Raw genomic sequence first — 12,926 nt, 5'->3', positions numbered from 1 at the left:
CTTTCGTAGGCGGTGTAGCAGTGCCGAACAATATTATATCATAAAATACTATACTCTCTCAGTAGGACAGAGTGATTTTATATTTGGAAAGGAGGCAGTTATAGATTATTTGCTCCTTCTCCCAGTAATTTTTTTAGCAGTAGGAGGAATTCGCATTCTTTTATGGAGACTCTTTCTTATTGCCAGTGGACTTTTCCTGATTGGTTTTGTCAGTTTTCTTATTTTCGTGGAGGGCTATGGAATATATTTGTTCTTTACAGAGACCGAACTTTATACGGAAGATTTAGCACAGAATGGATTATTTGGTTTTACGACTTTCTTTATCATCTTTAATCTTGCTTTGCTTGTCTTGGCAGGCTGGGCAGGGTATAAGTGGAAGATAAGATTAAAAAAATGGAGAAAACTCTAATGGTTCTTCTCCATTTTTTTATCTAATTGGTAATGTTGAAGATCGGAAGTGAAATGATACTTTCAAAGAATTCATTTTGGACACTAGCAAACGAAATAGAGCCCTGATGCAAATCAACAATTTGTTTTGAAATTTTTAGCCCAATTCCAGTCGTTCTAATTTTAGAAATATCAATGTTTTTAAAAGATAATTCATTAAGTTCAGCAATTTTTTCTGGTGAAGCTCCCTGTCCATTATCTTTGATTTCGACAATTACATTTGTATCTTTTTTGAATAAGTAGATTCTTATTGTGCACCCCTTTTCGTTATGTAAAACAGAGTTGTAGATGATATTATGGATAACTCTCGTGATTAAAAACTGCTCAATCATGATAGATTGATTAACAAGTGAATAATCGTAATCAAATTCAAATTCAAATTCATTCCAGATTTCTTGATTTAAAATATGGATGAGAATGTCTTTGAAGAAGGGGATAATTTTTGTTTCAGTCTGATTTAATTGAAGATGACCGGATGAAAGGCGAGCTACTATATTTAAGTCATTTAAAATATTTTGGATGTAATAGGATTCCGTCAATATTGGGCGAATATGTTTTTTAGACTGTGTATCTAGTTCAGAATCATTTAACAAGGACGCATTAGAAATGATGACAGAAAGAGGTGTTTTGATGTCGTGTGCAACACCTGAAATCCATTGCTCTTTAAAGACTTCATTCTCTTTGAGTAGAGTATCGGTTTGATTAATTGCAGTTGTAAGATATTCTAGTTCTGATATAGAATTTATTGGATTTTTCAAACCATCTGGGAGATTCTGAATAGCAGTTACAAGAGGCGCAATTTTACGATTGATATGCGTCACACCATAGTAGTAAAGAAAAGCGAAATAAAGGCAGTTGAAAAGCAATACTCCAAATGCTACTAGTGGAATCAGGCGAATACTATCTATATCTAAGTAATTATAACTATAACGAGCAATTTTATCTTTTGGAAAACCAACAACAATGATGTAGTCACCTTTTATCTGACTAAAAACAGGATAATCTGAAAGATAATAGCGAGAAAACTGTAAAATGTCCCCATAGTCAAATTGCGAAGGAACTTCTGTAGGTTTATACTGTTCGTACACCTGTTTTCCAGTCTGCTTATCCAATACCATGAGCCATAACTTTTGTTCTTTTAGACTAGAGATATCATTTTTAGGTATGTGGACGTTATTTTTTGTGATGGTAATGTGTTCAGAAATTATTTTCACAGTCTCAGTAGCAGTTTGCTTTTCCCTAATGTAGAAAACAAAACTGGCAATTAGAATAATATTGGTAATAAAGATAATGATTGAAAAAATGATAAATTTCTTTAGTGAATACCTTAAAATTTTGGTTTGGTTCATAATCATGATAACAATTTATATCCCAGCCCTTTAGCTGTCTTTAAATATTGAGGTTTTGAAGGATTTTCTTCTATTTTTTCTCGAATTTTCCGAATATGTACAGTCAAAGAGTTTTCATAACCAAAGCTATCCACTCCCCAAATCGTATCACAGAGAGATTCGGTTGAAACGATGTAATTTTTATTATCGTAAAGTTTTTTCAAAATCTGAATTTCAATTGGCGTAATAGAAATTTCTGCTCCATTTTTTTGTACTGTTGCATTCCGAAAACTCACCAAAGTCTGTCCAATCTGTATTGCTTCCTGTTCTGATTTATAGCTTCTCCGGAGCAGAGCCATAATACGATAGATAAGATTTTTTGGAATGAAGGGTTTCATGACATAATCATCACCACCAGCATTGAAACCAGCTACCTCATCTTCAGGATTATTTTTGGCAGTCAGAAAGAGGATAGGAGTATCGCCTTTTTTTCGGATATGTTTTGCTAATGTGTAGCCATCACCATCGGGGAGCATAATGTCCAAAAGGAAAAGGTCGAACTGTTCTGTTTCAATCATGTCCAAACTAGATTCTATATCATAGGCTGATGTTAGATTGGAAAATCCGTAGGCAGTGAGAATATCTCTTATGGAAGAGTTTAAAATTTTATCGTCATCAATGATAAGGATGTGCTTATTCAGGAGTTGTTGTTCGAAATTCATAATCTTACCTCGCTTATCTATATTATACCATTTAAAAGAATGAAAAAAGCAAGATACTTTAATCTTAATGTAAAATTAAGGTTAGCTTAGTTTAAAATTAATCTAGTATGTCTATAATAAAGACATAACCTAGATAGAGATACTTATCAAATAAATTTTAATCAGTGAGGTATTTCCAAATGGCTAAAAAACAAATGAATCTCGTTGAGATTGAAGTAATGAAATCTCTTCAAGAATTAACTCTTGAAGAACTTGATAACGTTCTTGGTGCTGGTAGTGGAATAATTCATTTTATTCAGACAAAACAATGGTAATAGTGAGTCACCAATTAGATATTGTGAATTATGTTGATTCTATCATTTTTGTTGATAAGAGTAGTGGAGACGTTATCAAAGATACTCATGATAATTTGATTTATAGAAATCAAAATTATAGAAAATTATTTGGCTTAAAGGAGGAAGTTCATAATGATTAGTAATGTTTTACAGATAAAAAACTTACAAAAGGGATTTAAGGATACTCAGGTAGTTAACCTTAGTTCCTTATCAGTTCAACAAGGTGAGATTTATGGTTTTCTAGGTCCAAATGGAGCTGGGAAAACAACCACCATGAAGATGATTTTGTCTTTGATTTCTCCTACAGCTGGGGATATTGAAGTGTTCGGTCAATCTATAGGTACGGACAAGCAGTATCTTAATCAGATTGGCTCTATGATTGAAGAACCGTCTTATTATCCTAATTTGACAGGCTATGAAAATCTCTTGGTCTTCCAAAAAATCCTTGGATTTGATAAGAAAAATATTCAGGAAACCTTGAAAATTGTGGGGTTAGATCAACCTAAAAACAAGAAAAAATTGGTTAAAGATTATTCTTTGGGTATGAAACAGCGCTTGGCTTTAGCCTTTGCCTTAGTCAAGAAACCGCGTTTGTTGATACTGGATGAGCCAACAAATGGGCTAGACCCAGCAGGGATTCATGAAATTCGGGAACTGATTATCAAGTTGGCAAAAGAACAGGGCATTACTGTCTTCATCTCTACCCATATCCTTTCTGAAGTAGAGCATATAGCTGACCGTGTGGGGATTATCAATCATGGTCAACTGGTTTACGAGGGAGAAATTCGTAAAATTCAGTCCAATAAATGGCTGGAAGTGCGTGGGGATTTTAGAGGTCGACGTGAAGTCATTAGCCAAGTGTTATTTGGTTATCCGTGCAAGATGTTGGAGATACAAGAGGATAAACTCAAGCTGACTAACCTTGCCGATCAGCAGATTTCTAGTTTGTTACGAGATTTAATAGTCGAGAAAGTTCCAATTTATGAAGTGAAGCAAGAACAAGAAACCTTGGAATCTATCTTCCTTAACTTAACCAAGGAGTGAGTCTTATGTTGAATAATTTGTCTATTGAATTGCTCAAGGCAAAACGAACCAAATCCTTCCTCATTAGCATACTAGTTATGGGAGTTGGATTTGCTTGGGCAATTGCAGCCGCTACACGCTACCTAAGTAATCCAGACATGCACCAGATTAGCCTAATTTTCTATATGATAAAAGAAGTAAATGGCTTGATTCTCCCTATTGTGATTTCTCTCTTTGTATCGCGGATTGTCAAGAACGAGAAGGAGGGCAACACTTTCAAACTGCTTTTGGCAAATGGTGAAAATGTACGACATATCTTTCTGAGTAAGCTTGGCCTGACCATGTTCATTTTGACCTTTCTCGCTTTTTTGGAGGGAGTAGTAGCCCAGTTAATTGCAATCTTATCAGGTCTAGAAATGCCTTTTAGCTTAATCCTCTGGCAAATCGTCATTTTCTTGCTAGCTTCTTTTGTCTTAACCTGTCTGTTTTTGACTTTGCAGTTTTTACTGAAGAAGCAGGCATTGATACTGGCATTAGGGATTTTCGGAGGATTTCTTGGTGTTGGATTTGGTCATGCACCAGCTTTTCTACAGCTGATTCTCCCTTTTGGTGGTATAGGATATCTGTCTCTGGTGGATTATCAGCAAGTCGCCAGTCAAGTGAGTTATGTTTTTGCGACAAACCTAGGATTTAAATTATTTACATATTTGCCAATAGCCCTAATCTATCTCTTCTTATCTCTCTATTTGGTTGAAAAGAAAGGAGGCAAGCTATGATGTCTTATCTATCAGTAGAATGGCGGAAAACTAAAAAATTTTCCATGTTGATGATTGGTATTTGCTTCTTAGCTTTTTGTAGCCTTATTGGTCTTGGGATTTACTTTGGTGCAGCTTATTCTATGGTTGAAGAAAGTGAAAAAGTGCCTGTTTTATGGGGACAATTGACCTTCTATTATAGCCAGCTTTTCTTTCCGATCTTGGTCAGCCTTTATGTAGCCATGATGTTAGGAAAAGAGTTTGATAGAAAAAATATTGAATTTCTCAGAGCTAATAATGTCAGTCTTGGGAAATTATTGTTGGCAAAAGAAATAGTAATTATCTTGTTTATTGCTGTTTTACAGTTGTTCTTGTTTGGTATTTTTTATGTCAGTGCTCACCTAGCTCATTTAGAAATTTCTAATTTGTTCACCTATCTCAAGTGGGATTTATTGGGAATTTTTGGAACAATTAGTATGATGGCAGTACAGTTTTTTGTGACAGCTAAAACTCGTGTTTTCAGTAAATCTGTGGGAATTGGTGCTATTGGTACTTTCGTAGGATTTATGATGATTTTTGTATCAGATAAATTATCTTTAATCTATCCCTACTCCCAAGCTATGGTGGCAATGCGGTCACGAAATTTGATAGACTTTAATTTAGTGGAAATATTGCTGTTTATCATTGTAAATATTCTTCTATGGGGGATTTTTCATACATTGAGTAATAAAGAATTGCATAAGTAATGTGAAGACTCTTTGGAGTCTTTTTCTTGTGATAAAAGCTCCAAGATTTATCCGGTATGCTTGACCTAGTTTTTATAGAAAGAAGGTCTAATTATCAATTAGAAGAAGCTTTGGTACAGGGATTTCAAACACCTGAAGAATACCAAGCCTACAAGGAACTAAAGGAACATTATGAGGAAGTGACGGGGGATTACAGCTTTTCTAAACGAGAACTCACTAGTCAATTGGAAATCTCTCTTCAGAATCATCGAGGTGTGGACTTTGAAGAACATGAAAAAGAGGAGTATTTGGACTTAGTTCAAAAATTAGAAGAGTTTGATTCCTCTCTTGCCACTCATTATCGTCAATTGATTGACTAGAAAGGATAAAGTCATGAATGATTTACTCCTTATCCCAGTAATTTTTTTAGCAGTAGGAGGGATTCTCATTCTTTTATGGAGACTCTTTCTAATTGCCAGTGGACTTTTCCTGATTGGTTTTGTCAGTTTTCTTATTTTCGTAGAGGGCTATGGAATATATTTGTTCTTTACAGAGACCGAACTTTACACGGCAGATTTAGCTCAAAATGGATTATTTGGTTTTACGACTTTCTTTATCATCTTTAATTTAGTTTTACTTGCTTTAGCATGCTGGGCAGGATACAAGTGGAAGAGGGGATATTAACAAAAGTGGAGAAAACGACATTAGTTTCTCTCCACTTTTATGTTTCTAATTAATTGGTAATTATAACTTATTACGATCGAAGTCACCTATCCTTATCTTTCAAAAAATGGTCAATTTTAGCCATCAAGAGCTTGTGCTCGTATATTTTACAAATATCACGAGCCTGTAAATAATAGTCAAGAATTTCATCGTGCTTTAAAAAATCTTTTCCGGCATTTGCAACGATAGTTAAAAGAGGTGCTAGCTGATAGCTGGTCTCTTTTTGTTTACAAAAATCAATGGTTTCTAAGGCTTCTTGGACAGCTTCTAACTCCTTACCTTTAGAGTGTAAATAATAGGCAAAATTATGTTTAACTCGAATATAACCAAATAAATACTCTTGGTGATTTAAATCTTTTTCCTGATACAAACTGATAAGAAGTGAGTTATTTTCTTCATATTCTGCATCACGTCCTACAGAAAAATAAAAATTAGATAAAGTATTGAGAAGTTTAAGATACACAGATGAGCTGACCGAAAGCTTTGGCAAAGCGTTTTCTAGATTGGCGATAGCTTCATCTTTGGAACTATGTAAGTAGAAAAGGATAATCGCTTGAATCCATAGAAGATAAAATTCATCCTCAGTAGATAGATACTGAGACTTTTCTTTTTCTAAGTTTAAGAGGTATTCTAAAGCCTCGTAATTACGATCTTCAAGTAATTTTTCTGCTAATTTCTTAAACGGTGTTATATTGGAAGTCATTTCAATCTGTTCATCGAAAAAATAATCTAAGGGAACTTGAAGCCGATTTGCAAGTTTATAGAGTAAATCAGCAGCAGGCATATAGTTGCCACGTTCTATTTTGCTGATTTGACTTTGCTCACAAATTCCTTCAGAAAGTGTTTTTTGTGAGAAACCTTTTTCTTTTCTCTTGGATTTTAGTTTATCAGATAATATGGTCATCTCTAACCCTCTTTAAATAAATTTAAGATTAATTATATACTTTTAATCTCTATTTTTCAACTTTCTAATACAAAAATAGTCATAAAAAAATAAAACAAAAAAAAAATGATAAAAAGAATTGTTTTTTATTGACAAATAATATTTAAAGTAGTACACTTACAAGTGTAAAGATAAGAAAAAGGTGGTTAATATGAGTATTTTAGCAAAGTTTCGTAAAATCATTTTTAGATTATTTTTTTAGGACTATTTGTAAGCGGTTGCTTTTAAAAACTGTAAATCAACTTCAATATATTTTAGGTTCGAGAGTTATACAACAAGCTTCAAAAATTAGTGGAGTTAATCTTGGACTGAAGGATTGATTTATTAAACGTTTGTGAAGTAACATTTATTAAATGGATTGTGTCACAGATTGAAGAACTTAAAGGGGTGACTGTAAGTTTGCTATAACCTATTACCTTCTCATATAAGTAGTTATACAGGAACTACTCTATTATGTCTTTTGATGTGGGTGTATAGATGTTAGGAGGAGAATAAAATGAGAAATTCAGTAATACAGACATCTAATTTATCAAAATCCTATGATGGGAAAATTGTCTTAGATAAGATTGACTTTACGCTAAAACAGGGAGAAATCTATGGCTTACTAGGAAGAAATGGCGCTGGAAAGACTACCTTTATCAAAGCTATTTTAGGTTTGACAGCGATGGATAGTGGTGAAGTGAAGATTCTATCTGAAAAACTGTCAGGGGGCTTTTCTAAGGACTTGCTATCTCAAATCGGTGTGGTATTGGACAGTGCTTCTTTTTATCCTAATTTAACGGGACCTGAAAATCTCTCTATTTTTGCAAGATTGAGAGGAATTTCGCTAAAACAGGTAGAGCAAGCGTTACAAGTAGTAGGATTAGATGGGGAAAATAAAAAAATATTCAAGCAGTATTCTCTGGGAATGAAGCAAAGGTTAGCAATTGCTAACGCTATTATGCACCAGCCGAAAATTCTGATATTAGATGAACCAACAAATGGTTTGGATCCTATTGGTATCCTTGAAATGCGCCGTTATCTAAAGGAACTCAGTACCAATCATGGCATTTCGATTTTAATATCCAGTCACATTATTTCAGAACTTGAAAAGCTTGTAGATAGAGTTGGGATACTGCATGATGCCCACCTTATGGCTGAAAAGACTATGCAGGAATTAATAGATGGTGCAGAGAAAAGGAGAATCCACCTAATTGTTTCGGATGCTTCTCAAGCTAAGGAAGTGCTTTGCAGGATAAATCTGCAAGAACAGATTAGTATTCTTTCGGATATAGAACTTGAACTTCAGGGAGAATCACCTACTTTTGACATTGCAGTCGTATCTAACTCCTTAAAAGACAACGGAATAGTTCTAAAAGAATATTCTTATAAAAACAATGAAAGTTTAGAGGATTACTTTAAGCGGATAACAGGAGGTGAGGGAATTGCTTGATTTAGTGAAGATTGAATTTCTCAAACAAAGGCATCAAAAACTGAATTTTGTCGTATATGGTGTTGTTTCCCTCTACCTAGCTCTCATCTGTTATTATGTAAATGATGCGAGAGGCTTGTTTGACTCCTTTCCCTTTGTCTATAAATTCTCTTTGTCTTATTTAAACTTTTTGATTCTCCCTTTGTATTGTGTTTCCTATACAATACAGGCATTTGGTGTAGAATATCGCTATCGCATCATGAACAACTTGAAACTCGCTTCAGCAAATCTAATGAAGACATTCTGGGCTAAGATTTTGTATATAGAAATCAACGCTCTGTGTATCATGTTATTCACCTATATTTCGGTTTCCTTATTCGCACTACTATCCCGCTTTTCTTCGACAGTCAGTTTGTCTTTATTATTAAGATTCTTCTATCTTTGTATGAGTAGTGGTATCTTAATTCCCATGGGAGTATTTCCTTTAGTTGCTTTGGTCATGATAAAAGTCAGAGGCAAGGAGATAGTTGGGAATTTAGTCGGTGTCATGTATGTTTTAGTGTCATTTTTTTTAGCAAGGACGAGTCCAAATATCAGTCCAGTAACAAGTGCTAATAGTTTAATCTGGGAAGGAAACAGAGAAGGAGTGGTGCTTCAACAGCCAGCTATCTTATCGATTGTTGTACTAGGTTTATCTTTACTTGTTTTGTCTTTCTTGTCCATTAAATCTTGGTTAAGAAAGGTGGATGAATAAATGTTGATGCTAGAATTGACTAAACTAAGAAGGCGAAAGATACTGTATATGATTCCCTTTGTAGCCATCCTGCTCTTTTTGTTAGAGTTTATGATTGGTCATCAGATTTATCAAGGGCATTCGTACGGTAGTGTGAATGGCTGGTATGTAGAAAATGGTTTCTTCTTTTTGAACTACTATTTTCTCCTCCCTTTTGCGAGCATGATTTTAGTGGATTTGATAAGAATAGAACAAGTGTCTAAAACGATTTCAAATCTCAGACTGATTCCTGTCGATTTGAAACAATTACTCCAAGCGAAATTTATGCTTGCTTTGTTGATTAATCTACTAGTCAGTGAATTCACTTTTTTGGCTATGCTGGTCCTAGAGTTAATGGATGGTGATTTTGCTTTCTCTAGTCTTGCAATGTTATCTTGGGGACTTGTTTATGGAGCAATTGCTTTTGCTTATACACTGTCTGCTGGTATTATTGTCCTCTTCTTAGGAAAATATCGGAAGGAACTTATCCTTGCCCTACCACTTGCCTTTTTATTGTCATTTGCAGGTTTGTTTGCTTTAACAACGGTTGTTGGGCGGTATTATCTGGCAAATTTACTACTAATCATCCTGGAGGAATTCACTGTTTTAACAGTTTCTGTATATGCCATATGGCTAGTTACCTTGGTGGCATGTCTCCTTTATTTGTTGGCAGATAAACGCATGATGAACATTATTTTTGCTTATAAATGACAAGCTGAGTAGATGAGAATATAAACCTTTGACAAAATTTGTGAACTATGGGATAATAAAAAGGAATTGAGTACTAGTTCTATATCATAGGCTAGAAAAGACCCCAAGCTCACGTCCAAATAAGCTTGGGGTCTTTTTTGACACTATTTGTCCTTGTTTAGCCATTTATCGACTAGCCGAAGAACGACACCGACCACAATTGGTCCGATGATAGTTTTGAGTACTAATTCCATCATGGGCTATCTCACCTCCTTTCGTAGGCGGTGTAGCAGTGCCGTAGAATATTATACCATATAAGTGCTGAACTCGGGAGTCACCTAATCAGGTGGCTTTTTTGTTTGTGGCTTGTTTTTTTGATATAATAGAATCATGAGTAGAATTTTAGATAATGAGATAATGGGGGATGAGGAGTTAGTAGAACGTACGCTCCGTCCTCAGTACTTACGTGAATATATTGGACAGGACAAGGTCAAGAATCAGCTCCAAATCTTTATCGAGGCTGCCAAAATGCGGGATGAAGCGCTGGATCATGTGCTCTTATTTGGCCCTCCAGGCTTGGGAAAAACGACCATGGCCTTTGTTATTGCCAATGAACTGGGAGTTAATCTCAAGCAGACGTCGGGTCCTGTTATCGAAAAAGCGGGTGATTTGGTAGCGATTTTGAATGACTTAGAGCCTGGGGATGTCCTTTTTATTGATGAGATTCATCGCTTGCCCATGTCTGTGGAAGAGGTGCTTTATAGTGCCATGGAGGACTTCTACATTGATATCATGATTGGTGCTGGTGAAGGCAGTCGCAGTGTTCATTTGGAGTTGCCACCTTTTACCTTGATTGGTGCGACGACTCGGGCTGGTATGCTGTCCAATCCTCTACGGGCACGTTTTGGGATTACGGGGCATATGGAGTATTATGCTCATGCTGACTTGACAGAAATTGTCGAGCGGACGGCAGATATTTTTGAGATGGAAATCACTCATGAGGCAGCATCTGAGTTGGCCCTACGTAGTCGTGGGACCCCTCGTATTGCCAATCGTCTCCTCAAGCGCGTGCGCGATTTTGCCCAGATAATGGGGAATGGGGTTATCGACGATGTTATTACCGATAAGGCTTTGACTATGCTGGATGTTGACCATGAGGGTCTGGACTATGTGGATCAAAAAATCCTTCGTACCATGATTGAGATGTACGGTGGTGGCCCTGTCGGATTAGGGACTCTCTCTGTCAATATTGCCGAGGAGCGCGAGACGGTGGAAGACATGTATGAGCCTTACTTAATTCAAAAAGGTTTTATCATGCGGACACGTTCTGGACGGGTGGCGACTGCTAAGGCATATGAGCATTTAGGTTATGAATACAGTGAAAAATGAGCAAGAAATTCTAGAGGTTTTTAGAGAAAATCCGGATATGATGGCTATTCTAGAAACTATCCGAAACCTTGGTCTGAAAGACTCGTGGTTGGCAGCAGGTTCAGTCAGAAATTTCATCTGGAATCTCTTGTCAGATAAATCACCTTTTGACTGTGAAACAGATGTAGATGTAATTTTCTTTGATCCAGATATTTCTTATGAGGAAACCTTGTCCCTAGAGAAAAAGCTGAGAGAGGACTTTCCTCAGTACCAGTGGGAATTGAAAAATCAGGTCTATATGCACCAGCACAGCCCTCATACTGCTCCCTATAGCAGCTCTTGTGATGCTATGAGTAAGTATCCAGAACGGTGTACGGCTGTTGGACTACGCTTGAATGAAGAATCCGCTTTGGAGCTCTTTACTCCATACGGTTTGGAGGATATTTTGAATTTTCAAGTTCGTCCAACTCCTCATTTCTTAGAAAATGAAGACCGAATGGAACTTTATCGAACACGTCTATCCAAGAAAAATTGGCAGGAGAAATGGAAAAATTTGATTTTTAAAAATACTTAAGGAAACTTTAAGCTAGGAAGTGTATACTAAGTTCATAAGTTAAGAAGACCTTAACTTAAACTCCTAAAACTTTTTCATAATAATCTCCCTATAAAAAATAAAGTCGCCCAATCAGGCGACTTATTTTTTTGAAAAATGGGCTTTGTGCCTGAGAATAATACTCAATGAAAATCAAAGTGCAAACTAGGAAGCTAACCGCAGGTTGCTCAAAACACTGTTTTGAGGTTGCAGATAGAGCTGACGTGGTTTGAAGAGATTTTCGAAGAGTATAAATAGCTTAGTGATAGAAGAAAATAGGGAAATATGGTATAATGAAACGATAGATTTTTGAATAGGAATAAGATCATGTTTGGATTTTTTAAGAAAGATAAGGCTGTGGAAGTAGAGGTTCCGACACAGGTTCCTGCTCATATCGGCATCATCATGGATGGCAATGGCCGTTGGGCTAAAAAACGTATGCAACCGCGAGTTTTTGGACACAAGGCGGGCATGGAAGCATTGCAAACTGTGACCAAGGCAGCCAACAAACTAGGCGTTAAGGTGATTACGGTTTATGCTTTTTCTACAGAAAACTGGACCCGTCCAGATCAGGAAGTCAAGTTTATCATGAACTTGCCGGTAGAGTTTTATGATAATTATGTCCCGGAATTGCATGCTAATAATGTTAAGATTCAAATGATTGGGGAAACGGACCGCCTGCCTAAGCAAACCTTTGAAGCTCTGACCAAGGCTGAGGAATTAACTAAGAACAACACAGGATTAATTCTTAATTTTGCCCTCAACTATGGTGGACGTGCTGAGATTACACAGGCTCTTAAGTTGATTTCTCAGGATGTTTTAGATGCCAAAATCAACCCAGGTGACATCACAGAGGAATTGATTGGTAATTATCTTTTTACCCAGCATTTACCTAAGGACTTACGAGATCCAGACTTGATTATCCGTACTAGTGGAGAATTGCGTTTGAGCAATTTCCTTCCATGGCAGGGAGCCTATAGTGAGCTCTATTTTACGGACACCTTGTGGCCTGATTTTGACGAGGCAGCCTTGCAGGAAGCCATTCTTGCCTACAATCGTCGTCATCGCCGATTTGGAGGAGTTTAGGAGGAA

General features: G+C 36.2%; 17 protein-coding genes. 13 read left to right on the top strand and 4 right to left on the bottom strand.

Going from position 1 to position 12,926, the window contains the following annotated elements:
* The first annotated feature begins 100 nt into the window (after nucleotides 1-100).
* A complete protein-coding gene (locus ADJ60_RS00545) occupies nucleotides 101-409 on the top strand; it encodes a DUF5966 family protein (protein WP_049542788.1) in 309 nt (102 codons plus the stop codon).
* Between the two features lie 22 nt (nucleotides 410-431).
* On the opposite strand, the gene ADJ60_RS00540 is transcribed toward ADJ60_RS00545, so the two are convergent.
* Together ADJ60_RS00540 and ADJ60_RS00535 are read right to left on the bottom strand one after the other, a co-directional pair.
* Complete coding sequence (locus tag ADJ60_RS00540) at nucleotides 432-1,802, bottom strand: sensor histidine kinase (protein ID WP_049542672.1); 1,371 nt, start codon at nucleotides 1,800-1,802, stop codon at nucleotides 432-434.
* Nucleotides 1,799-2,497, bottom strand: coding sequence for a response regulator transcription factor (locus tag ADJ60_RS00535; protein WP_049542668.1), 699 nt, complete (start codon nucleotides 2,495-2,497; stop codon nucleotides 1,799-1,801). Before ADJ60_RS00535 ends, ADJ60_RS00540 begins: the two co-directional genes overlap by 4 nt.
* Before the next feature lie 179 nt (nucleotides 2,498-2,676).
* On the opposite strand from ADJ60_RS00535, the gene ADJ60_RS00530 reads away from it, so the two are divergent.
* The 6 genes from ADJ60_RS00530 to ADJ60_RS00505 all read left to right on the top strand — a co-directional run bounded on the left by ADJ60_RS00530 (nucleotide 2,677) and on the right by ADJ60_RS00505 (nucleotide 6,019).
* Nucleotides 2,677-2,811, top strand: a complete 135-nt coding sequence (locus tag ADJ60_RS00530; protein WP_049542666.1) for a type A2 lanthipeptide — start codon at nucleotides 2,677-2,679, stop codon at nucleotides 2,809-2,811.
* 153 nt (nucleotides 2,812-2,964) lie between these two features.
* Complete coding sequence (locus ADJ60_RS00525) at nucleotides 2,965-3,876, top strand: ABC transporter ATP-binding protein (protein ID WP_080983298.1); 912 nt, start codon at nucleotides 2,965-2,967, stop codon at nucleotides 3,874-3,876.
* A 5-nt stretch (nucleotides 3,877-3,881) separates the two neighbouring features.
* The gene (locus ADJ60_RS00520; RefSeq protein ID WP_049542664.1) at nucleotides 3,882-4,631 is read left to right on the top strand and encodes an ABC transporter permease; all 750 of its coding nucleotides are present in this window, start codon (nucleotides 3,882-3,884) and stop codon (nucleotides 4,629-4,631) included.
* Nucleotides 4,628-5,356 carry an ABC transporter permease gene (locus ADJ60_RS00515; protein WP_049542662.1) on the top strand — a complete coding sequence of 243 codons (729 nt, stop codon included), beginning with the start codon at nucleotides 4,628-4,630 and terminating at the stop codon, nucleotides 5,354-5,356. Before ADJ60_RS00520 ends, ADJ60_RS00515 begins: the two co-directional genes overlap by 4 nt.
* A gap of 56 nt (nucleotides 5,357-5,412) precedes the next feature.
* Entirely contained in the window at nucleotides 5,413-5,715 is a 303-nt protein-coding gene (locus tag ADJ60_RS00510) for a DUF5962 family protein (protein WP_049542660.1), read from the top strand.
* Between the two features lie 13 nt (nucleotides 5,716-5,728).
* Nucleotides 5,729-6,019 carry a DUF5966 family protein gene (locus ADJ60_RS00505; RefSeq protein WP_049542658.1) on the top strand — a complete coding sequence of 97 codons (291 nt, stop codon included), beginning with the start codon at nucleotides 5,729-5,731 and terminating at the stop codon, nucleotides 6,017-6,019.
* Nucleotides 6,020-6,101: 82 nt separating this feature from the next.
* On the opposite strand, the gene ADJ60_RS00500 is transcribed toward ADJ60_RS00505, so the two are convergent.
* Nucleotides 6,102-6,962: a helix-turn-helix domain-containing protein gene (locus tag ADJ60_RS00500; protein ID WP_049474982.1), complete on the bottom strand. Its 861-nt coding sequence runs from the start codon at nucleotides 6,960-6,962 to the stop codon at nucleotides 6,102-6,104.
* A 535-nt stretch (nucleotides 6,963-7,497) separates the two neighbouring features.
* Here ADJ60_RS00500 and ADJ60_RS00495 point away from each other — a divergent pair.
* From ADJ60_RS00495 to ADJ60_RS00485, 3 genes are read left to right on the top strand one after another with little or no spacing between them, the layout of a single operon-like run.
* Nucleotides 7,498-8,433 (top strand): ABC transporter ATP-binding protein, encoded by a 936-nt coding sequence (locus ADJ60_RS00495; protein ID WP_049542655.1) that lies wholly within the window; start codon nucleotides 7,498-7,500, stop codon nucleotides 8,431-8,433.
* A complete protein-coding gene (locus ADJ60_RS00490) occupies nucleotides 8,426-9,166 on the top strand; it encodes an ABC transporter permease (protein WP_049542653.1) in 741 nt (246 codons plus the stop codon). Before ADJ60_RS00495 ends, ADJ60_RS00490 begins: the two co-directional genes overlap by 8 nt.
* Nucleotides 9,167-9,895, top strand: a complete 729-nt coding sequence (locus ADJ60_RS00485) for an ABC transporter permease (RefSeq protein ID WP_049542609.1) — start codon at nucleotides 9,167-9,169, stop codon at nucleotides 9,893-9,895.
* A 143-nt stretch (nucleotides 9,896-10,038) separates the two neighbouring features.
* Here the strand turns inward: ADJ60_RS00485 and ADJ60_RS00480 are convergent, their stop codons facing one another.
* Complete coding sequence (locus ADJ60_RS00480) at nucleotides 10,039-10,131, bottom strand: type I toxin-antitoxin system Fst family toxin (protein WP_000970382.1); 93 nt, start codon at nucleotides 10,129-10,131, stop codon at nucleotides 10,039-10,041.
* 133 nt (nucleotides 10,132-10,264) lie between these two features.
* On the opposite strand from ADJ60_RS00480, the gene ruvB reads away from it, so the two are divergent.
* The 3 genes from ruvB (at nucleotide 10,265) to ADJ60_RS00460 (ending at nucleotide 12,920) form a co-directional block, all read left to right on the top strand.
* Nucleotides 10,265-11,263 carry a Holliday junction branch migration DNA helicase RuvB gene (gene ruvB, locus ADJ60_RS00475; protein WP_080983296.1) on the top strand — a complete coding sequence of 333 codons (999 nt, stop codon included), beginning with the start codon at nucleotides 10,265-10,267 and terminating at the stop codon, nucleotides 11,261-11,263.
* Nucleotides 11,244-11,816, top strand: a complete 573-nt coding sequence (locus ADJ60_RS00470; protein WP_049542604.1) for a nucleotidyltransferase family protein — start codon at nucleotides 11,244-11,246, stop codon at nucleotides 11,814-11,816. Before ruvB ends, ADJ60_RS00470 begins: the two co-directional genes overlap by 20 nt.
* A gap of 345 nt (nucleotides 11,817-12,161) precedes the next feature.
* Nucleotides 12,162-12,920: an isoprenyl transferase gene (locus ADJ60_RS00460; protein WP_000466719.1), complete on the top strand. Its 759-nt coding sequence runs from the start codon at nucleotides 12,162-12,164 to the stop codon at nucleotides 12,918-12,920.
* Nucleotides 12,921-12,926 lie beyond the last annotated feature (6 nt).

The sequence above is a fragment of the Streptococcus pseudopneumoniae genome, from assembly GCF_001076775.1.
Classification (GTDB): Bacteria; Bacillota; Bacilli; order Lactobacillales; family Streptococcaceae; genus Streptococcus; species Streptococcus pseudopneumoniae_G.
This window is presented reverse-complemented; position numbering and strand designations above follow the sequence as displayed.

Coding starts and splice junctions, on each gene's coding strand:
- ADJ60_RS00540 (WP_049542672.1), bottom strand. CDS start 1,802: ATGATTATGAACCAAACCAAAATTTTAAGGTATTCACTAAAGAAATTT.
- ADJ60_RS00535 (WP_049542668.1), bottom strand. CDS start 2,497: ATGAATTTCGAACAACAACTCCTGAATAAGCACATCCTTATCATTGAT.
- ADJ60_RS00530 (WP_049542666.1), top strand. CDS start 2,677: ATGGCTAAAAAACAAATGAATCTCGTTGAGATTGAAGTAATGAAATCT.
- ADJ60_RS00525 (WP_080983298.1), top strand. CDS start 2,965: ATGATTAGTAATGTTTTACAGATAAAAAACTTACAAAAGGGATTTAAG.
- ADJ60_RS00520 (WP_049542664.1), top strand. CDS start 3,882: ATGTTGAATAATTTGTCTATTGAATTGCTCAAGGCAAAACGAACCAAA.
- ADJ60_RS00515 (WP_049542662.1), top strand. CDS start 4,628: ATGATGTCTTATCTATCAGTAGAATGGCGGAAAACTAAAAAATTTTCC.
- ADJ60_RS00510 (WP_049542660.1), top strand. CDS start 5,413: ATGCTTGACCTAGTTTTTATAGAAAGAAGGTCTAATTATCAATTAGAA.
- ADJ60_RS00505 (WP_049542658.1), top strand. CDS start 5,729: ATGAATGATTTACTCCTTATCCCAGTAATTTTTTTAGCAGTAGGAGGG.
- ADJ60_RS00500 (WP_049474982.1), bottom strand. CDS start 6,962: ATGACCATATTATCTGATAAACTAAAATCCAAGAGAAAAGAAAAAGGT.
- ADJ60_RS00495 (WP_049542655.1), top strand. CDS start 7,498: ATGAGAAATTCAGTAATACAGACATCTAATTTATCAAAATCCTATGAT.
- ADJ60_RS00485 (WP_049542609.1), top strand. CDS start 9,167: ATGTTGATGCTAGAATTGACTAAACTAAGAAGGCGAAAGATACTGTAT.
- ADJ60_RS00480 (WP_000970382.1), bottom strand. CDS start 10,131: ATGATGGAATTAGTACTCAAAACTATCATCGGACCAATTGTGGTCGGT.
- ruvB (WP_080983296.1), top strand. CDS start 10,265: ATGAGTAGAATTTTAGATAATGAGATAATGGGGGATGAGGAGTTAGTA.
- ADJ60_RS00470 (WP_049542604.1), top strand. CDS start 11,244: ATGAATACAGTGAAAAATGAGCAAGAAATTCTAGAGGTTTTTAGAGAA.
- ADJ60_RS00460 (WP_000466719.1), top strand. CDS start 12,162: ATGTTTGGATTTTTTAAGAAAGATAAGGCTGTGGAAGTAGAGGTTCCG.